This window comes from Bradyrhizobium sp. BR 1433, from assembly GCF_051547665.1.
Lineage (GTDB): Bacteria > Pseudomonadota > Alphaproteobacteria > Rhizobiales > Xanthobacteraceae > Bradyrhizobium > Bradyrhizobium australafricanum.
On sequence record NZ_JBPUGG010000001.1, the window covers coordinates 7,225,408 to 7,244,377 of the forward strand.

Below are 18,970 nucleotides of genomic sequence, written 5' to 3' on the forward strand. Positions count from 1 at the left end.
GATGCGCTTCGCGCTTTCGCCCGGCCATGACGGTCGCAGCTTTCAGGGATAGAGCCGCACCTTCGACCAGGCGCTGCCGGCGCCGTCGCGGCGGAATTCGATGCGATCGTGCAGGCGGTACGGGCGGTCGTGCCAGAACTCGAAGCGCTGCGGCGTGATCCGCCAGCCGCTCCAGCCCGGCGGCCGCGGCACCTCGCCGATGACGTATTTCGCACCGGTCTTGGCGATCGCCTGCTCGAATGCGAAGCGGCTCTCCAGCGGCTGCGACTGCTTGCTGGCCCAAGCGCCGATCTGCGCCTGCTTCGGCCTGGTGGCGAAATCAGGCGTCGGCCTCGGCATCGGTCACCGGCGTGACCGGCCCGCGGATGCGCACCTGGCGGCGCAGCGATTTCCAGTGGAAGAGTAAAGCAGCCTTCAGGATTTGCGGCCAATTCGCGGCCCTTGGCGCTCGCAATGTGGCTGTAGAACACGAAGCCGTCGGCATCGAAGCCCTTCATCAGCACCATCCGCACGTCGGGCAGGCCGTCGGGATCGACGGTCGCAAGCGCCATCGCGTTCGGATCGTTCGGCTCGGACTTGATCGCCTCCGCAAACCATTCGGCGAACAGGGCGAACGGCTCCTCCGCCGCGGTGAAATCACCCGATGTTAACGGTGTCGGGTGTTTGATGGAGGTCGTGTCGGTCATGTCAGGAGTCCCGATTTGCATCCGCCCGCGTCTGAAAGCGCGTTACTAGCCCTATATAGGGCATGGGGGCGCGTTGGCCTATCGGCGATCCACCCCGCAGGCGCGGTGGTGACATTGATCCTGATCGGCGTCGGCGCAAGCGGCTGCAGCCTGTTCGCGCAGCGACGCCTTCGCCAAGCTGGACGACAAGGATGTGACGGGCTCGATCAGGCCGACCCAGATCAATGCGGTGATGCCGACCGACAGCGATCTCGCCTTCGCCCGCAATGCCGCCTCCGACGTGCTGACCAAGGGCGACAAGGATTCCAGCCAGCCCTGGGAAAATCCTGAAACCGGCGCGCGCGGCTCGGTGACGCCGCTGGCCCAGGCCTATTCGGGCGAGGATGGCAAGACGTGCCGGGATTTCCTTGCCAGCTACGTCAATGGAGCCACCGAGAGCTGGCTGCAGGGCGCCGCATGCAAGGCTGGACAAGGGCGGTGGGAAATCCATAGCCTGAAGCCCTGGAGAAAATCCTGAGAATTCCGGCGAAGCCGGACTAGTTGCAAAAATGCCACTGAGCCCCCACATGAAGGCAAAGTGGGCCCGGACGGGTTCCCGGCCAGGACTGATTTTTCCCGTGAAGGAGACGTGACGGATGCGCGACCCCTATGAGGTCTTGGGGGTGCAGCGGAGCGCCAGCGCTGCGACGATCAAGAGCGCCTATCGCAAGCTCGCCAAGAAGCATCACCCTGATAACAACAAGAACGACCCGAAGGCGGCGGCCCGCTTTGCGGAGATCAACACGGCCAACGAGATCGTCGGCGACGAGGACAAGCGCAAGCAGTTCGACCGTGGCGAGATCGATGCCGAAGGCAAGCCGCGCTTCCAGGGTTTCCCTGGCGGCAGCGGTGCCGGCGGCCGTGCCGGTCCGGGCGGCTTCGAGTACAGTTTCCGCTCCGGGCCCGGCGGCGGCATGGGCGGCGGCAGCTTCGAGGACATCCTCAACAGCATGTTTGGCAATGCGGCTCGCGGAGGCGGCAGCCGCGCGGGCCGGGCCAGTCCGTTCGAGTTTGACGGCGGCGGGGTCGGCGTCGACCTCGATCTTTCGGTCGCTATGACGGTGTCGCTGGAGGAATCGGTCAGGGGCGGCGACAAGCGCGTCCGCCTGCCGACCGGCCGCGAGCTCAACGTCAAGATTCCGCCGGGGTCGCTGCGGGTCAGCAGATCCGGCTGAAGGGGCAGGGCGAGACCGCGCAAGGCCATCCGCCCGGCGATCTCCTGATCACGATCTCGATCGCGCCGCACCCGTTCTTCAAGGTCGACGGCAACGACCTCAGGATCGACCTGCCCATCACCCTCTACGAGGCGGTGCTGGGCGGCAAGGTCCGCGTGCCGACGCTCGGCAGCGCGGTCGAACTGTCGATCCCGAAGAACACCTCGAGCGGCCGTACCTTCCGCCTCAAGGCCAAGGGGCTGTCGAAGGCGGGCGCGACCGGCGACCTCTATGTCACGACCCGCATCATCCTTCCCGACGGGAACGATGCCGAGCTTGAGGCATTGATGCAGACATGGCGGGATCAAAAACCCTACAATCCGCGTAGCGATCTCGGCTGACCGCCGATAACGCGCCCCAAAAGACGCGAAGACGCGAAACTGCACTACCCCGGACTCTATCGGGGTAGACGCGGGCATCGTGAGCGCGTCACAAAGGATGATGGGCCGTCCGAGGTCTGCGGCGTGCAGACCGGATGACGGAAAAGGAGTGCGGCCTCGAGAGGGGGACCAGCGCGGTACACAAAACCCCAATCGAGGCCGCGTGCGCCGATCGGCGGATCGGGCGCGGATCATCTTCGCGTGAGCATCCGGTGCGATAATGAGACGCGTCGATGACGCGAATCGAAGTTTTCGATGTCGGAATTGGGACGCTGAGTGAGGCTGGATTCACTTGCTCGAAATGACGCAATTTCGACGACCTGATCTTCCGTAAAATTACGGAAGATCACCCGCCGCTCTTCTCCATCTGATCGTAGACGGCCTGCGCGACCTGGGTCAGGCGCGTGCGATCGGTGCCGCCGCTGACGACATAGGCGACGCCTCGATCGGCCCAGAACAGCGCGCCGTCGCTGCCCTGCACGGCGTAGCGCATCTGGGTCGCCTCGGTCTTCACCTTGGCGGTGTAGACCGTGAAGCGCTCACCTGACGTGCTCTCATACATCAGGAACGACGCCGGGCCGCTCGGTCCGGGCAGCAGGCGGCCGCCGACCAGCTTCAGCCCGGTCAGCTCCGGCGCGCGGACGTCCCAGCCGCAGCGCTTGGTCAGCCATTGCTGCAGGTGGTCGCGCTCGCTGCCGGGCACCTCGACGGGATGCCGGACCTCGACCACGTAGAGCCGATGCGCATCGAGTGCATCGACCGTGAAGCTCTGGAATGCCGACGGCGTCGCCGCCGCTCCGCGCGCGATCCAGCCGGCGCCGCCACCGGCGACGAAGGCCATGACCGTCGCCGCCACCGCGCCATAGACCCAGCGGCGCGGCTGGCGCACCAGCCGCTCGAGCTCGAGCCGTTTCGGCACCGCCTCGTCCAGCACGGTGTCGTAGCGTGCATGCAGTGTCTCGGCCATCGCACGCCATGACTGCACCCGCGCCGCGTCGTCGGGATGCGCGGCAAGCCACGCCTCGACATCGCCGCGGCGTTCGGCTGGCAGCTCGTTGTCGACGTAAGCGTGCAACTCGTCTTCGGTGACGGGAATGTTCGGGTCGGTCATATCAGTGGTCTCTGCCAAATCTTGTTCGAAAATCGTTCATGCATAACGCCGGCCATCGCGCACATTATCATTTCACCCGCCGGAGCGCCGGGCGCTGGCCCTCGATCGAGGCCCGGACATGGGCGCGGGCGCGGGCGAGGCGGGACATCACCGTGCCGATCGGCACGCCCTGGATATCGGCGACCTCGCGGTAGCTCATGCCCTCCAGCATGACGAGCAGCAGCACCGAGCGTTGTTCCTCGACCAGCGTCGACAGCGCGCGTTCGATGTCGCGTCCCTCGGCCTCGGTGCCGCTGGCGTCGGCATTGTTATCGAGCAGCGGCACGAACGCCGGCCGCCGCGCCAGCGAGCGCCGGCGGTTCTTGTTCAGATTGGTCAGGATCGTGTAGAGCCAGCTCCTGACGTCGCCGCCGAGAAACAGCCGCTCCGAGCGCAGCGCCCGCACCAGCGTGTCCTGCACCAGATCGTCGGCGATATCCGTGTCACGCGCCAGCGCGCGCGCATAGCGACGCAGCGCCGGTATCATGGCTTCGACACTTTGACGAAACGCGGTCATGCATCCCAGTCTTCGATGGTCTCGGCGATAGCCGCCTTGTTCAACATAACACCCTGGCGGCGTGGCTATTCCGTCCGCGCCGATCTGCGCACATACCGCCCAAGCTGCGGCCGATTTGGACTTGTCGCCGGCCGAAGTGCTGGTGTACCTCCGAGCCGAAAAAATTCGAAGCGTGGAAGCCTTGAGGCGGCCGACCTCTCGCGCAGCAGGGACCAGCCGTTACGGGAATGCCGGTACCGACGATCTATTACATCCGCCACGGCGAGACCGCGTGGAACGCCGAAGGCCGGCTCCAGGGCGTGCAGGACATCGCCCTCAATGAGCGCGGCCGCGCCCAGGCGGCGCATGCCGGGCGCATCCTCGGCGATCTCCTGGTGCGCGACGGCCGTGACAAGACGACGGTGCCGTTTGTCGCGAGCCCGCTGATCCGGGCGCGCGCCACAATGGAGCTGGTGCGCGCCGAGCTCGGCCTGCCACCCGGCGACTACGCCCTCGACGCGCGGTTGCGCGAGATCGGCTACGGGACGTGGGAAGGCTCGACGCTGGCGCAGGCGCAGGCCGCCGACCCCGCCGTCTATGCCCGCCGCCTGGCCGAGAAGTGGACGGTGTCGCCGGAGGGCGGCGAGAGCTATGTCGACGTCCAGGCGCGGATGACCGACTGGTACCGCTCGGTGACGTCGGACACGGTCGCGGTTGCCCATGGCGGTACGGCGCGGGCGCTGATGGTGGCGCTCGGCTTCGAGACGCCGGCCTCGGCCGCCGAACTCTATATCGAGCAGGGGGCGGTCTACGTATTCGGTGAGCAGGGGCTGCGGAAGCATAGTTAACTCGCACTGTCATTCCGGGGCGCGAAGCGAACCTCAGGGGCGCAATTGCGCCCCGGGAATCTCGAGATTCTGGGTTCGATGCTCCGCATCGCCCCGGAATGACAGGCTGGCTGTTTGACCCCGCTGCCTCTGCGCGTTACGACACGCCATGTCCTTCAATACTTTCGGCCATATGTTCCGCGTCACGACCTTCGGCGAGAGCCATGGGGTCGCGATCGGCTGCGTCGTCGACGGCTGCCCGCCGCTGATCCCCCTGACCGTGGAGGAGATCCAGCACGACCTCGACCGCCGCCGCCCCGGCCAGTCGCGCTTCACCACCCAGCGCCAGGAGCCGGATGCGGTGAAGATCCTGTCCGGCGTGATGGCGCATCCGGAGAGCGGGGTGCAGGTGACGACCGGTACGCCGATCGCGCTGCTGATCGAGAACACCGACCAGCGCTCGAAGGATTATTCCGAGATCAAGGACAAGTTCCGGCCCGGCCACGCCGACTTCACCTATGAAGCGAAATACGGCCTGCGCGACTATCGCGGCGGCGGACGCTCCTCCGCGCGCGAGACCGCGACCCGCGTCGCGGCCGGTGCGATCGCGCGCAAGGTACTGCCCGGGGTGAAGGTGCGCGGCGCGCTGGTGCAGATGGGGCCGCACAAGATCGACCGCGAGAAGTGGGACTGGGACGAGATCGCCAACAACCCGTTCTTCTGTCCCGACAAGGACAAGGCGGCGTTCTTCGAAAGCTATCTCGACGGCATCAGGAAGAGCGGCTCCTCGATCGGCGCCGTCATCGAGGTCGTCGCCGAGGGCGTGCCGGCCGGGCTCGGCGCGCCGATCTACGCCAAACTCGACAGCGACCTGGCGGCGGCGATGATGAGCATCAACGCGGTCAAGGGCGTCGAGATCGGCGCCGGCTTCGGCGCCGCCGAATTGTCGGGCGAGGAGAACGCCGACGAGATGCGGACCGGCAACAACGGAACGCGTTTCCTGTCCAACCACGCCGGCGGCGTGCTCGGCGGCATCTCGACCGGGCAACCGGTGGTGGTGCGCTTTGCGGTCAAGCCGACCTCCTCGATCCTGACCAAGCGCCGGACCGTAGACCGCAAGGGCGCGGATACCGACATCCTGACCAAGGGCCGCCACGACCCCTGCGTCGGCATCCGGGCGGTGCCGGTCGGCGAGGCCATGATGGCCTGCGTGTTGGCCGATCATTTTCTGCGCGACCGCGGGCAGACCGGGCGCTGATCCCTTATATAGTGGCGGTCACCAGACCGCCCTGGGGGAATGCCATGAACGCGTCGGAGCTTCGGGACATCATCGAGTGGATGATCGGCGGCGCGCGGTCGGCGCCGACCCCGCCGCAGATGATGGCGGAATGTTGCGAGCGCTTGGTGCGGGCCGGCCTGCCGCTGTGGCGCATCGGCGTCTTCGTGCGCACGCTGCATCCGGAGATCTACGGCCGCCATTTCTTCTGGAAGCCCGGCGCCGAGGTCGAAACCGGCACCGTCGATCACAACATCCTGGACTTCCCGGAATTTGCCGTCAGCCCGCTGTCGACCGTGTTCAGGCAGGGCGTTGAAGTGCGCGCGCGGCTCGACGATCCCGCAAGCGCCCGGTTTCCGATCGTCGTGGACCTGCACGCCGAAGGCGTCACCGACTACATCGCCGTGCCGCTGGTCTATACCGACGGCTTCGTCAATGCCTCGAGCTGGACCACCAGGCAGCCGGGCGGCTTCACCGACGAGCAGCTCGATGCGATCCGGTCGATCGCCGTGCCATTGGCGCGCTATATCGAAATCATCACCCTGCGCCGCACCGCTTCGCTCTTGCTCGACACCTATGTCGGCAACCGTGCCGGCGAGCGCATCATGGGCGGCCAGATCCGGCGCGGCCATGCCGATACGATGGATGCCGCGATCTGGCTGTCGGACCTGCGCGGCTTCACCGCGCTGTCGGACCGCCTGCCGGCCGAGACTGTCGTGGAGATCCTCAACCTCTATTTCGATTGCCAGGTCACCGCGATCCGCGACCATGGCGGCGAGGTGCTCAAATTCATGGGCGACGGCCTGCTCGCGGTGTTCCCGGTCGACGAATATCTCGGTGACGAGGTGCAGGTCTGCTCACGCGTGCTGGAGGCCGCGCGCGCGTCCCGCGCCGGCGTCGAGGCGCTGCAATTCGCCAATGGCGATGCCGTCGAACGCTTCCGTTTCGGCCTCGCACTGCATCTCGGGCGCGTGCTCTACGGCAATATCGGCGGCGGCAACCGGCTCGACTTCACCTGCATCGGTCCGGCGGTCAATCTCGCCGCGCGGCTGGAGAAGATCGCCGGCCGTCTCGGCCGCACCGTGGTGGCCTCGGAGCGCTTCGCCGGCATCAGCGACGGCGGCTGGAGCGATCTCGGCGAGTTTCCGATCGCGGGATTTGCCAAGGCCGAACGAGTTCTACGGCCTGTACGACGAGGCGCCGGTCGCTGCTGCGAGCTGGCCGCCGCGGGCGTAGGACTGCTTCAGGCCGAAAGTCAGGATCGACAGCGTGATCCACAGCCGCAGCATGGCGAAGCTGAAGATGAAGACGACGTAGATAAGGTTCTTGAGCGGCTGGTCCACCATCGAGATTTGCCAGAAGTGCCAGATCGCGGTGCGCACCAGCGCCTGCCCGTAGCCCAGCGCAACGTTGATCGTGCCCAGCACGAGCACCGCCGCGCCAAGCCAGAGCGCGTGCCGGCCAAGGCTCTTGACGGCGGCAAACAGTGCGACACGGCCGCCATTGCCTTCCGCATTGACGATGATCAAGAGCACCAGCGCTGCGATCGCCGCACTCCAGAACCGGCCGAGATCGGAGTCCTGATCGAAGGCCATGCCGTCGAGGCCCCACATCAAATGCGGAGCAAACGACGTGAAGCCGACCGCGGCGGTGCCGACTGATGCCACGATCATCACGAGCATGATCCGCCACAGGATCGACGCCGACAGTCTGGTCTGCTCGGCCAGGGTCCATTCGCCGAGCGACGATTGGCCTCCGGCAGCCTGGATCGAGTCCCGCGCTGTCGCGAAGAAGGCGAGCAGCACGCAGATGTCGGCCAGCACCAGCGCGGGCAGCGTCAGGCCGGGCCTGCCGAAACCGACGATCCGCAGCGCCGCCGCCATGATGAGCCAGGGCAGGGCGGGCAACGGGCGAAATGGCCCGAACGAGGTCTCAGGGCGGGTCTTCCGCAGGGAAAGTTGTTGGCGCAGCGCGACGGACATGCCGCGTTCATGCCATGCGATCCCTAAAGCACCGGTCGCCGCGATCGCTAAAATTCGCGGCAAGGCCTGTGGCAATCTGGCGCTGGCGCGCTATTCCTCGGGCTCGGTGGTGAACAGCAGCGGATAGCCCTTGGCGCGGCCGGCGTCGGTGGCGCGCGTCGCCTTGGTCTCGGCGACGTCCCTGGTGAAGACAGCGACGACGCAGACGCCGCGCTGGTGCGCCGTCAGCATCACCTTGTAGGCCTGGTCATCGGTCATGCGGAATTCACCCTTCAGCACGGTGACGACGAATTCGCGCGGCGTGTAGTCGTCGTTGACCAGGATCACCTTGTGCAGGCGCGGCCGCTCGACCTTGGTCTTCGTCCTGGTTTTCGGCTTGACGACGGTATCTGGCATCGCACTCCCTCGCGATTGCCCCGTAAGAATACCGTCTTCAGGTGCGCCTTGGAACCGTTCGATTTGCACGGCGTCATTGCGGCAACGGCACGGCGCGTGTCGCCGCATTCGAGGCAAGCGAAGTCTGACTTGAGCGTAGACGTCTAACCTGAATGTGAAGGACAGCTGATATCTGCGCTTTTCGCCGCCTGAATTGCGTGTCACCATGACACTCATACGACGGGAGGGCCGCAATGCGCTGGTATGTCTCGATCGGAGCGGTGCTTGTCGCGGGCATGTTGGCCAGCGGCGATGTGGCCGGTGTTGCCGCGCCCGGCCCGGGAACCCAGCCCGGCCATCGCCTGGCTGAAAAGAAATCCACACCGAGCGTCGACATCGAGTTGATCATCGCGGTCGACGTTTCCTATTCGATGGACATGGACGAACTCGCGATCCAGCGCGAGGGCTATGCGCAGGCGATCGTCTCCAAGGATTTCCTGCAGGCGCTGAAGGCCGGTCCGAACGGCAAGATCTCGATCACCTATTTCGAATGGGCCGCCTCCAACGATCAGAAGATCATCATCCCCTGGCGGGTGATCGACGGCCCTGAATCCGCCGATGCGGTCGCCGCCGAGATCATGAAGACGCCGGTGCGCCGCGCCTCGCGCACCTCGATCTCCGGCGCGATCTATTTCGCGATCCCGATGTTCGACGAGAATCCGCATCGCGGGCTGCGCCGCGTAATCGATATTTCCGGCGACGGGCCCAACAACAACGGCACGCCGATCACGCCCGCGCGCGATGCGGCGCTCGACAAGGGCATCGTCATCAACGGTCTGCCGATCATGGTGAAGGAACCGTCCTACTCGACGATGGATATCGAGAATCTCGACTATTACTACGAGGACTGCGTGATCGGCGGACCGGGCTCCTTCGTGGTGACGATCAAGGATCGTGAGAAGTTCAAGGAGGCGATCCGCACCAAGCTGCTGCTCGAAGTCGCCGGCCGCACCCCCGAGCGCCCCATCATGCGGACCGCCGAGAAGGAGCCGCGGGTCAATTGCCTGATCGGCGAGAAGATCTGGCAGGACCGCTGGGGGCGGTAGCGATCATGTGGACCTCGTAGGATGGGTAGAGCGCAGCGAAACCCATCAATTCATGTCTATGGCGCGAATGATGGGTTTCGCTGCGCTCTACCCATCCTACGGTTCTAACTCGCCCTACAGATCTTCTGGAGCTCACTCTCTATCGCGCGCAGCATCTGCAACGCGGCGGCATGCTCGGTCGCGCCGATCTGCCGCCAGACCTCCGCGGCGCGGCCAGCGAGGCCGCGAACCGTCACCGGAAAATTCGCGGCCTGGGCCAGCGCGCCCTTTTCGTTGATCAGATGCGTCCCGTTCAGCGCAAACAGCACCTGCGCGATGCAGGCCAGCGCGCGATAGGCGCAGCCCGCGATATGCGTGCTGTCGCCGCGCGGCAGAGCAAGTTCGGCATTCTCGATGCTGAACAGGGCTTCCCATTGAAAGCGCCGGATCAGCGCATCGCGCAGGGCCGGCGGGTAGGGCGCGGTCCTCGCCTTGAGCGCCGCGACGAGGCCGTCGGGATCGTGCAGCTGATGGCACAGCGCGACCTCGCCCATCCAGATCGCCGAGCAGAAGCCGTGCGGATGGCCGGGCTGGTAGTGCATGCTGATCTCGCCGTTCCGGCAAGCATCGATGACAGCGGAGACCTGATCGATGCTGCGGTAGAGCAGGTCGACCTTGCGGCCGCCGATCGTGAGCCAGGCACCGCCGACGATCCACGGTCCCCATTCGCCGACCGGCGTGACATGCGCAACAGCGGGATCGTCGACCAGACCCGTTACAGCTTCGCGCAGCCGATCGATATCCGGCGCGGCGCCATCCCGATAGTAGAGGCCGATATCGGTGTCGGAGGCGTCATGCGCCGTGCCGCGCGCCCGCGAGCCGCCGAGTACGATGGCGGCGACGCCCGATACGGCGGCGATAACGGGGATGATGCGTGCGAGCAGCGGATCGTCGGACATGGAGCGCAGACTATAGCGAGACTGCCCGCGCTCAGCGATAGTCGCTGTGTCCTGTCAGCGCGCGAACCGCGCCACCAGCTCGACATGCGCCGTGTGGCGGAACTGATCGACCGGTGTGACGGCTGCGATCTTGTAGCCGCCGTCGATCAGGATTTTCGCGTCGCGCGCAAACGTCGCGGCGTTGCAGGACACCGCGACGATCACCGGCACCTTGCTCGCCGCCAGCTGGGTGACCTGCGCCTGCGCGCCCTGGCGGGGCGGGTCGAACACGACGGCGTCATAGTCGCGCAACTCCTGCGGCATCAGGGGACGGCGGAACAGGTCGCGCGCCTCGGCCTTGAGCGGCTTCAACCCCGGCGTCGATTGCGCGGCCTTCTGCAGCGCCGTGATGGCGCCGGCATCGCTATCGAAGGCTGCGATCCGCGCCTTCTCCGCGAGGCGCAGCGCGAACGGACCGACGCCGCAAAACAGGTCGGCGATATGCTTGGCGCGTCCGCAATGCTCGCGAACCAGCGCGGCCAGCGTCTCCTCGCCCTTGACGGTCGCCTGCAGGAACGAGCCGGGCGGCAGCACGACCTTCGCCTTTCCGATCGCAATCTCGGGGGAGCCGCGCTGCAGCACCAGCTCGCCGTGGCGTGTTAGCCGCGCCAGCCGGTGCTTCTGCGCGACGCGCGACAGAGTGGTGATCAGGCTGGTCGGCAGCGCGCCGGAGCCGCGCACGTCGATGTCGAGGCCGTTGACGGTTGCGGTGACCTGGATGTCGAGCGGCTTGCCGATCGCGGTCAGCGGCTCGGCGGTGGCCCAGGCCGCCTCAAGCGCACCGTCGAGCGCAGGATCGAGGATCGGGCAGCGATCGACAGGGATGATGTCGTGTGAACCTGCCGCGGCGTAGCCGACCTTGAGGACCTCATGGGGGCCCATGCGCCCGTGCAGCGTGATGCGGCGACGGCCCGCGCCATGGGCATCGATCAGGGCTGTGACGTCCGCCGCAATCTTCGCCTGCGCCAGCGTCTCGACCACGATGTTGCGCTTCCAGGCATGGTAGGGCGCATCGTTCCAGTGCTGGATCGCGCAGCCGCCGCACACGCCGAAATGCGGACAGAACGGCGCGATGCGCTCGGGGCTTTCCTGCGCGACCCGCAGCAGCCGCCGCCGATCGGGATGGTTGCCCGGGACGTCGTCGACCTCGACCGTTTCGCCGGCCAGCGCATAAGGCACAAAGATCGATTGCGATCCCTCGATCGCGACGCCGTCGCCGCGGTGGCCGACATGGTCGATGGTGAGAAGCTCAGCCACGGCGCGCGCCGAGGAAGAATTCGATATTGCCGTCGCCGCCCGAGATCGAGGACGGGAACACCTGAATGTCGGTGCAGCCCAGCGAGGCGGCAAAGGCGGCGATATCGTCGCAGATCTCCTGGTGCACCATCGCGTTGCGGATCACGCCGCGCTTGGAGTGTTTGCGCGCCGCCTCGAATTGCGGCTTGATCAGCGCCAAGAGATGCATCGGGGCGGCCGCCAGCGACAGCGCAACCGGCAGCACCAGCTTCAGCGAGATGAAGCTGACGTCGATCACCACGATGTCGGGCCGCGCCGGCAGGCGCTTGCCCTCGAAACTCCTGATGTCGGTCGCCTCCATGGAGACGACTTTCGGATGCCCCTGCAGCGAGGGATGCAGCTGGCCGTGGCCGACATCGATGGCGAACACGAGGCTCGCGCCATTGGCGAGCAGCACTTCGGTGAAGCCGCCGGTCGAGGCGCCGACATCGAGGCAGACATGGCCCTCGACGTCGATCGGATAGTGCTCGAGCGCGCCGGCGAGCTTGACGCCGCCGCGCGAGACATAGGGATGCGCCGGCTCGGCCGAGAGGGCCGCGCCCGGTGCGACGATCTCGGACGCCTTCGCGATCTGCTTGCCGTCGGCGGTGACGAGGCCGGCGTCGATGGCGGCGCGCGCTCGCGCCCGGCTTTCGAACAGGCCGCGTTCCACCAGCAGCACGTCGATGCGTTTGCCGGCGGATGCGTCGTTGTCGTTGTCGCCCGCTCTGGTCACTTCGCCGCCTGCCGGCGCTGCGCGGCAGCGAGCCGCACGCAGGCCTCGAAGGAGGTGAGGTCGTGCCATAGGTCGACCGACGGCTCGCGCGGGGTCACCAGCGGGCTGCCGTGCAGGTCGAGCGCGTGCATCATCATCAGATTGTCCGGCAATCCAAACTCTTCCACCGTCAGCCCCTCCGCATCGATCAGGCGTCCGTCGGATGCCGGCACGACCTGGCTGAGCCGCGCCACGCGATTGGCGTAGGACGTGGGATCGTTGGAATAGGCGAGGCACAGTTTGCCGCGTCCCGCCATGTAGCCGAGTTCGTAAACCGTGCCTGCGTCGGCACTGGGGCCGCGAAACGGCGTCAAGTTGGCGATGATGGCGTCGGCAGACTCCATCATCGCCTCGTTGCTCTTGAAGATGGTGAGCGAGACGCCGGCGGCGGTGGGATCGATGCTGTTGTCGAGCGGATACAGCCCGGTCAGCCCGTGATAGGCGCAAACCTCCGCCTTGCGGCGGCCGATCTCCACGGCATCCGGCAGGAACACGTCAGGACCTGCCAGATAGATCTTCATGGACTTGCCGGGGCTGGTGCGTTTTCGAGCGAGAACCTGGAGCTTCGGTTCTGATTCAATCAGAACCGAAAATGCTCCAGTGAGCGCCGCCCGTCACGATCAGGCGAGCTTGACGGTCTCGGCCTTGTAGTCCTTGCCGAGGGTTTCGAACACCTTGGCAACGATGCTCTTGGCGTCGAGACCGGCGCGGGCATACATCGCCGCCGGCGTGTCGTGGTCGAGGAACACGTCGGGCAGGATCATCGAGCGGAACTTGAGCATGCCGCTGTCGAGCATGGCGTTGTCCGACAGGAACTGCATGACATGCGAGCCGAAGCCGCCGATCGAGCCTTCCTCGATCGTGATCAGGATCTCATGGTCGCGGGCGAGCTTCATGATCATCTCTTCGTCGAGCGGCTTCATGAAGCGCGCGTCGGCGATCGTGGCGGAAAGGCCGTGCGCGGCGAGCTCGTCGGCCGCCTTCTCGCACTCGGCGAGACGGGTGCCGAACGACAGCAGCGCGACCTTCTTGCCCTCACGGATGATGCGGCCCTTGCCGACCTCGAGGGCAACGCCGACTTCCGGCATCTCGATGCCGCGGCCTTCGCCGCGCGGATAGCGCAGCGCGCTCGGACGATCGTTGATCGCAACCTGCGTCGCCACCATGTGGACCAGTTCCGCCTCGTCGGCGGCGGCCATGATCACCATGTTCGGCAGACAGCCGAGATACGCATTGTCGAACGAACCCGCGTGCGTCGCGCCGTCGGCGCCGACCAGGCCGGCGCGGTCGATCGCGAAGCGGACCGGAAGGCTCTGGATCGCGACGTCATGGACCACTTGGTCATAGCCGCGCTGCAGGAAGGTCGAATAGATCGCGCAGAACGGCTTGTAGCCTTCGGTGGCGAGGCCGGCGGCGAAGGTCACCGCGTGCTGTTCGGCAATGCCGACGTCGAAGGTGCGGTCCGGGAACGCCTTGTTGAAAATATCGACGCCGGTGCCTGACGGCATCGCCGCGGTGATGGCGACGATCTTGTCGTCCTTCTCGGCTTCCTTGACGAGGCTCTGGCCGAACACGTTCTGGTAGGCCGGCGCATTCGGCTTGGCCTTGGCCTGGGTGCCGGTCGCGACGTCGAACTTGACCACGGCGTGGTACTTGTCGGCGGAGGCTTCGGCCGGGCCGTAGCCCTTGCCCTTCTGGGTCACGACGTGAACCAGGATCGGGCCGGTCTCCATGTCGCGGACGTTCTTCAGCACCGGCAGCAGATGGTCGAGATTGTGACCGTCGATCGGGCCGACATAGTAGAAGCCGAGTTCCTCGAACAGCGTGCCGCCGTCCATCATGAAGCCGCGGGAATATTCCTCGACGCGGTTGGCGCGGTTGGCGAGGATCTTCGGCAGGCGCTTGTTGATCTGCTTGGCGGCCTCGCGCAGCGAGCGGTAGGTCTTGCCGGAGTAGAGGCGCGACAGATAGGCGCTCATCGCGCCGACGGGCGGCGCGATCGACATGTCGTTGTCGTTGAGGATCACGATCAGGCGCGAGTTCATCGCGCCGGCGTTGTTCATCGCCTCATAGGCCATGCCCGCCGACATCGCGCCGTCACCGATCACGGCGATAACGTTGTTCTTGCCGCCGGAGAGATCGCGCGCCACGGCCATGCCGAGGCCGGCCGAGATCGAGGTCGAGGAGTGCGCGGCGCCGAACGGATCGTAGTCGCTTTCGGTGCGCTTGGTGAAGCCGGAGAGGCCGCCGCCGGTGCGTAGCGTGCGGATGCGGTCGCGGCGTCCGGTCAGGATCTTGTGCGGGTAGGCCTGGTGGCCGACGTCCCAGATCAGGCGGTCGCGCGGGGTGTCGAAGATGTAGTGGATGGCGGTGGTCAGTTCGACCACGCCGAGGCCGGCGCCGAAATGGCCGCCGGTCACCGACACCGCGTCGATGGTTTCCTGGCGCAGCTCGTCGGCAACCTGCTGCACCTGCTCGACCTTCAGCTTGCGCAGGTCATCCGGCGTGTGAATAGTGTCAAGAAGCGGCGTCTTACTAAATGTGGTCACAGCGAATTTCCAATTTTTGCCTGTCGGAACGAACCGCCCGACGCGAGATGGGATGGCGCGCACACCGCGCAGCGAATGCCAGACACTGGGTGCCGCCCCGGCAGGCCGGTGCCTGGTTGTAAGCCTAAATTCACTCCGGATTGGACCACGTGATATGCATCACCTTGGTCGCTCTTCACCCGTCCCGGTTCAGTTTTGTCGAACCATTTGAGACGCATGCCGCCCGAAAAGTCGGGCTGCCCGCCACTCTCAAATGCCCATAGAACTGGAAGCATTACACCAAAGCCGCAGCCAAAGCCAACCCGATAGGGAGCGCAGGGTTCCTATGCGGCGCGCTGAAAAATCTAGTCTTTTCAATGCTTGGGTGGGAGCTGGGTTCCAATTCGCCTAATTTGGCGGCAGCCGGCCGGGCCGGCTCGGCCTGATTCGCAGCCGTACCCGACCCCGCGGGTAGCCCCGGAGGTTTACGGGTGGCTGGAAATGCACAGCAACAATTGCCCGCCGTGGCGGACATCGCGCCGCACGATCGACGTGGTCGGTAGCGCTACTGCACGTCGAGCGGCTCGGTGCCGGTCGGCTGGCCCGAGGCGTCGGTGGTGATCTTGTCGACGCGGGCTTCGGCCTGACGCAGCAATTCCTCGCAGCGCCGCTTCAGCGCCTCGCCGCGCTCGTAGATCGCGACCGATTCCTCAAGCGGGACCTTGCCGTCCTCGAGCCGCTTGACGATCGATTCGAGTTCCTCGATCGCGCGTTCAAAGGAAAGCTTCTTCACGTCGGCTTGGGTATTCTCGGCCATTCTTGCGTTCCCGATTGCGTGGATCAGATCGCAACCTGATCTTGTCGTCCAAACATGACCTGTCGCAGGCCATGCTCGCCCCGGCGCAGAATCAATCGAATTTTTGCGGGCGTATTGTGGCGGGGATTTACCCGTCCATCAATGCGGTGACGTGAGATGCCACCGACTCTTTCAGGCCCTGCAGGTCGTAGCCGCCTTCCAGGACGGAGACGACGCGGCCGCCGGCGCTCTTGTCGGCGAGATCCATCAGCTTGCGCGTGACCCAGCCGAAATCCTCGCCCGTCAGGTTGATCGAGGCCAAGGGATCGCGGTGATGCGCGTCGAAGCCCGCCGAAATGACGATAAGTTCGGGGAGAACTTCTCCAGCTGCGGCAGGATCAGGTTCTCGAAAGCGGAGCGGAACTTGGCGCCGCCGTCGCCGGGCGCCAGCGGCGCGTTGACGACAGTGTCGTGCTCGCCACGCTCGCCGGCGGCCCCAGTGCCGGGGAACAGCGGCATCTGGTGCGTCGAGCAATACATCACGGTCGGGTCGGCCCAGAAGATATCCTGCGTGCCGTTGCCGTGATGGACGTCGAAATCGATGATTGCGGCGCGCTTGATGCCGTATTTGCGCTGCGCGTGGCGGGCGGCGATCGCGGCATTGTCGAAGAAGCAGAAGCCCATCGGCGTCGATTTCTCGGCGTGGTGCCCGGGCGGGCGCACCGCGACGAACGCGTTTTGATGCTTGCCCTCCATCACCGCATCGGCGGCGGCCACCGCGCCGCCGACGCCGCGCATCACCGCTTCCCAGGTGCCCGGCGACATCGAGGTGTCGCCGTCGATATAGATCATGCCGGAGGTCGGCGCGATGTGGCGGAGTTCGCCGACATAGTGCTCACCGTGACAGAGCAGCACGGTGTCGAGGTCGCCTTCCGGCGCGGAATCGCGCACCAGCGCCTTGAAGCGATCCTCGCCGAGCACCTCGGCGACCGCCCGCAGACGGTCGGGGCGTTCGGGATGTCCGGGAGGGGTCAGGTGGTCGAGACAGGCGGAATGCGTCAGAAGCAGTGTCATGCAGATTCCCGGCGCAATCGATGCGCGTGCGAGGACGCATGATCCGGAAAAGTGCGCAGCGGTTTTCCGACCAAGATCATGCAAGAGCAGGCCCTAATCTAGGCCGTTAGCGGCGTTCCGGAAAGGGCCGCGTTTGATCTCGCTGTTCCGGTGCTCGTTCTTCGACACCTTGCCAAGGTCTCTGAGAGTCCGCCCGCCTGATCCCCGAACTCGTCATGCCCGGCCTTGTGCCGGGCATCCACGTCCTTGGTCCGAAGGCGCTAACGCTAGAGAGACGTGGATGGCCGGGACAAGCCCGGCCATGACGAAGACGAGTTTGCCGCTCAGTTGATCCGCTCGATCCGCTTGCCTGCCGTTGGGCCTACTGGGCTGTTGGCCTTGAAGTAGGCATAGAGCGCATCGACGTCGTAGATGCCGAACTGCTGCGCGGTTCCTTGCTTGAACACCGTGAAGCCGTCGCCGCCCTCGGCGAGATAATTGTTCACGGTGACGCGGTAGCTCGCGGCCGGGTCGATCGGCTTGCCGTCCAGCGACATCCGTGCGGCGATGATGCGCGCGCCATCGGGCTTGCTCGCATCCCACGCATAGGAGAACCCCTTCGAGACCTGGAGGGCGCGCGGCCGCTTCGGATCGGCCCATTGCTGCTCCAGTGCGTCCTTGAGCTGCTTGCCGGTCAGCGTCATCGTCACCAGCTGGTTGCGGAACGGCTGGCTTGCGAAGATATCGGCATAGGTCACCGCGCCGTCCTCGCGCTTGACGATGTCGGTGCGCACGCCGCCGGGATTGGTGAAGGCGATCACCGCGCCGCCATTCGGTTCAGCGCTGGTTGCAAGCAGCTGTGCATCGGCGACGATGTCGCCGAGCGGGCTCTCGCCAGTTTCGGCAGGTGTACGCGACAGCGTTTCGGTGACCGAGCCTGCCGCGCGGCTCGCGATCGGCGCGGCCAGCCGGTCGTAGGATTCCAGCAGCGCGCTCTGCTCGGGATCCTTGGCTGTGCCGGCGATCCGCACGATGGTGTTGGCGGCCCTGGCGCTGATCACGTCATGGCTGTTCGGATCGAGCTGAAGATCGATCGCGGTGACCAGGGTGCCGTATTTGTCGCCGGAGGTGACGAGCCGTCCGTCGATCTCGCAGACATAGGCCTGGTGGGTGTGGCCGGAGACCACGACGTCGACCGCGCGATCGAACTTCTTGACGATGTCGACGATCGGCCCGGAGATCCCTGGACATTCATTATAGTCGCCGGTCGGAAAGCCGCCTTCGTGGATCAGCACCACGATCGCCTCGACGCCCTTCGCCTTCAGCTCGGGGACCAGCGCATTGACGGTCTCGGCCTCGTCGCGGAAATCGAGGCTTGCGACGCCGGCCGGCGACACCAGGTTCGGGGTGTTCTTCAACGTCAGCCCGATGAAGGCCACTGCAATGCCGTCGAATTGCTTGATCTCGTAGGGCGGAAACACCGGCTTGCCGGTCGCCTTCTCGATCGTAGAGGCGGCGAGATAGCGGAATTTTGCCCCCGTGAACGGGTGCGGCCCCTGGCATTTGTCGATCGGATGGCAGCCGCCATTCTGCATCCGCAGCAGCTCGTCCTTGCCCTCGTCGAATTCGTGATTGCCGACCGAGGAGATCGCAAGCCCCATCAGCGAGAGCGACTCGATGGTCGGCTCGTCATGAAACATCGCCGACAGGAACGGGCTTGCGCCGATCAGGTCGCCGGCCGCAACGAAGATGTTGTTCTTATGGCCCTCGCGCAGCTGCTTGACGACGGTGGCCATCCGCTCGGCGCCGCCGGCGGGCTCCATGATCTTCCTGGTCGCGTCAGCGGGGTCGGTGATCCGGATGCCGCCCGGCGGCGGCCGCAGATAGCCGTGGAAATCGTTGATCGCGAGAATGCGCAGGCTCACCGGCTCCGCGGCCTGCGCCGGGCAGGGGTTTGCTGCGGCCAGTCCGAACGCGCAGAGCGCGGCGAGAGGGGAAAGGCGGGGCTGTCTCATGACCTGTCCATGGAGCACGG

General features: G+C 65.8%; 15 protein-coding genes and 4 pseudogenes. 7 read left to right on the forward strand and 12 right to left on the reverse strand.

The window, feature by feature from the left end; all coding sequences use genetic code 11:
- Window positions 1-42: 42 nt before the first annotated feature.
- Window positions 43-686 (reverse strand): annotated as a pseudogene (pdxH, locus tag ACSKB9_RS34720) (pyridoxamine 5'-phosphate oxidase).
- A 193-nt stretch (window positions 687-879) separates the two neighbouring features.
- On the opposite strand from pdxH, the gene ACSKB9_RS34725 reads away from it, so the two are divergent.
- Both ACSKB9_RS34725 and ACSKB9_RS34730 read left to right on the forward strand, forming a co-directional pair.
- A complete protein-coding gene (locus tag ACSKB9_RS34725) occupies window positions 880-1,203 on the forward strand; it encodes an RT0821/Lpp0805 family surface protein (RefSeq protein WP_438078814.1) in 324 nt (107 codons plus the stop codon).
- 118 nt (window positions 1,204-1,321) lie between these two features.
- A pseudogene (locus tag ACSKB9_RS34730) lies at window positions 1,322-2,280 on the forward strand (DnaJ C-terminal domain-containing protein).
- A gap of 385 nt (window positions 2,281-2,665) precedes the next feature.
- Here ACSKB9_RS34730 and ACSKB9_RS34735 read toward each other — a convergent pair.
- The gene (locus ACSKB9_RS34735; RefSeq protein WP_057015209.1) at window positions 2,666-3,430 is read right to left on the reverse strand and encodes an anti-sigma factor family protein; all 765 of its coding nucleotides are present in this window, start codon (window positions 3,428-3,430) and stop codon (window positions 2,666-2,668) included.
- Window positions 3,431-3,497: 67 nt separating this feature from the next.
- A complete protein-coding gene (locus ACSKB9_RS34740; protein WP_016844579.1) occupies window positions 3,498-3,986 on the reverse strand; it encodes a sigma-70 family RNA polymerase sigma factor in 489 nt (162 codons plus the stop codon).
- 227 nt (window positions 3,987-4,213) lie between these two features.
- Between ACSKB9_RS34740 and ACSKB9_RS34745 the strand changes: the two genes are divergently transcribed.
- From ACSKB9_RS34745 to ACSKB9_RS34760, 4 genes and pseudogenes are all read left to right on the forward strand, one after another.
- Window positions 4,214-4,813 (forward strand): histidine phosphatase family protein, encoded by a 600-nt coding sequence (locus ACSKB9_RS34745; RefSeq protein WP_438078816.1) that lies wholly within the window; start codon window positions 4,214-4,216, stop codon window positions 4,811-4,813.
- A 148-nt stretch (window positions 4,814-4,961) separates the two neighbouring features.
- Complete coding sequence (aroC, locus tag ACSKB9_RS34750) at window positions 4,962-6,050, forward strand: chorismate synthase (RefSeq protein WP_438078818.1); 1,089 nt, start codon at window positions 4,962-4,964, stop codon at window positions 6,048-6,050.
- A 44-nt stretch (window positions 6,051-6,094) separates the two neighbouring features.
- Window positions 6,095-7,304, forward strand: a pseudogene (locus tag ACSKB9_RS34755) (adenylate/guanylate cyclase domain-containing protein).
- Between the two features lie 396 nt (window positions 7,305-7,700).
- Window positions 7,701-8,177, forward strand: coding sequence for a hypothetical protein (locus ACSKB9_RS34760; RefSeq protein WP_438080665.1), 477 nt, complete (start codon window positions 7,701-7,703; stop codon window positions 8,175-8,177).
- Here the strand turns inward: ACSKB9_RS34760 and clpS are convergent.
- Window positions 8,141-8,446: an ATP-dependent Clp protease adapter ClpS gene (gene clpS / locus ACSKB9_RS34765; protein ID WP_021076758.1), complete on the reverse strand. Its 306-nt coding sequence runs from the start codon at window positions 8,444-8,446 to the stop codon at window positions 8,141-8,143. The two genes, ACSKB9_RS34760 and clpS, sit on opposite strands and share 37 nt — an antisense overlap.
- A gap of 233 nt (window positions 8,447-8,679) precedes the next feature.
- On the opposite strand from clpS, the gene ACSKB9_RS34770 reads away from it, so the two are divergent.
- Entirely contained in the window at window positions 8,680-9,531 is an 852-nt protein-coding gene (locus tag ACSKB9_RS34770) for a DUF1194 domain-containing protein (RefSeq protein WP_438078821.1), read from the forward strand.
- A 104-nt stretch (window positions 9,532-9,635) separates the two neighbouring features.
- Here ACSKB9_RS34770 and ACSKB9_RS34775 read toward each other — a convergent pair whose 3' ends face one another.
- The 8 genes and pseudogenes from ACSKB9_RS34775 to ACSKB9_RS34810 form a co-directional block, all read right to left on the reverse strand.
- Window positions 9,636-10,469, reverse strand: a complete 834-nt coding sequence (locus ACSKB9_RS34775; RefSeq protein WP_438078822.1) for a nucleotidyltransferase domain-containing protein — start codon at window positions 10,467-10,469, stop codon at window positions 9,636-9,638.
- Between the two features lie 54 nt (window positions 10,470-10,523).
- Window positions 10,524-11,765 (reverse strand): class I SAM-dependent RNA methyltransferase, encoded by a 1,242-nt coding sequence (locus ACSKB9_RS34780; protein ID WP_438078824.1) that lies wholly within the window; start codon window positions 11,763-11,765, stop codon window positions 10,524-10,526.
- Window positions 11,758-12,519 (reverse strand): TlyA family RNA methyltransferase, encoded by a 762-nt coding sequence (locus tag ACSKB9_RS34785; protein WP_438078826.1) that lies wholly within the window; start codon window positions 12,517-12,519, stop codon window positions 11,758-11,760. Before ACSKB9_RS34785 ends, ACSKB9_RS34780 begins: the two co-directional genes overlap by 8 nt.
- Window positions 12,516-13,079: a nucleoside 2-deoxyribosyltransferase gene (locus ACSKB9_RS34790; RefSeq protein WP_438078828.1), complete on the reverse strand. Its 564-nt coding sequence runs from the start codon at window positions 13,077-13,079 to the stop codon at window positions 12,516-12,518. The genes ACSKB9_RS34785 and ACSKB9_RS34790 overlap by 4 nt, the downstream gene beginning before the upstream one ends.
- Window positions 13,080-13,178: 99 nt before the next feature.
- Complete coding sequence (gene dxs / locus ACSKB9_RS34795; RefSeq protein ID WP_050387827.1) at window positions 13,179-15,107, reverse strand: 1-deoxy-D-xylulose-5-phosphate synthase; 1,929 nt, start codon at window positions 15,105-15,107, stop codon at window positions 13,179-13,181.
- 544 nt (window positions 15,108-15,651) lie between these two features.
- On the reverse strand, window positions 15,652-15,903 hold the full coding sequence (locus tag ACSKB9_RS34800; RefSeq protein WP_028334494.1) for an exodeoxyribonuclease VII small subunit: 252 nt from the start codon (window positions 15,901-15,903) through the stop codon (window positions 15,652-15,654).
- Window positions 15,904-16,030: 127 nt separating this feature from the next.
- Window positions 16,031-16,956 (reverse strand): annotated as a pseudogene (locus ACSKB9_RS34805) (histone deacetylase family protein).
- Between the two features lie 323 nt (window positions 16,957-17,279).
- Entirely contained in the window at window positions 17,280-18,950 is a 1,671-nt protein-coding gene (locus ACSKB9_RS34810; RefSeq protein ID WP_438078831.1) for a bifunctional metallophosphatase/5'-nucleotidase, read from the reverse strand.
- Window positions 18,951-18,970: the final 20 nt, after the last annotated feature.

Coding starts and splice junctions, on each gene's coding strand:
- clpS (WP_021076758.1), bottom strand. CDS start 8,446: ATGCCAGATACCGTCGTCAAGCCGAAAACCAGGACGAAGACCAAGGTC.
- ACSKB9_RS34775 (WP_438078822.1), bottom strand. CDS start 10,469: ATGTCCGACGATCCGCTGCTCGCACGCATCATCCCCGTTATCGCCGCC.
- ACSKB9_RS34800 (WP_028334494.1), bottom strand. CDS start 15,903: ATGGCCGAGAATACCCAAGCCGACGTGAAGAAGCTTTCCTTTGAACGC.
- aroC (WP_438078818.1), top strand. CDS start 4,962: ATGTCCTTCAATACTTTCGGCCATATGTTCCGCGTCACGACCTTCGGC.
- ACSKB9_RS34810 (WP_438078831.1), bottom strand. CDS start 18,950: ATGAGACAGCCCCGCCTTTCCCCTCTCGCCGCGCTCTGCGCGTTCGGA.
- ACSKB9_RS34770 (WP_438078821.1), top strand. CDS start 8,680: ATGCGCTGGTATGTCTCGATCGGAGCGGTGCTTGTCGCGGGCATGTTG.
- ACSKB9_RS34745 (WP_438078816.1), top strand. CDS start 4,214: ATGCCGGTACCGACGATCTATTACATCCGCCACGGCGAGACCGCGTGG.
- ACSKB9_RS34740 (WP_016844579.1), bottom strand. CDS start 3,986: ATGACCGCGTTTCGTCAAAGTGTCGAAGCCATGATACCGGCGCTGCGT.
- ACSKB9_RS34735 (WP_057015209.1), bottom strand. CDS start 3,430: ATGACCGACCCGAACATTCCCGTCACCGAAGACGAGTTGCACGCTTAC.
- ACSKB9_RS34790 (WP_438078828.1), bottom strand. CDS start 13,079: ATGAAGATCTATCTGGCAGGTCCTGACGTGTTCCTGCCGGATGCCGTG.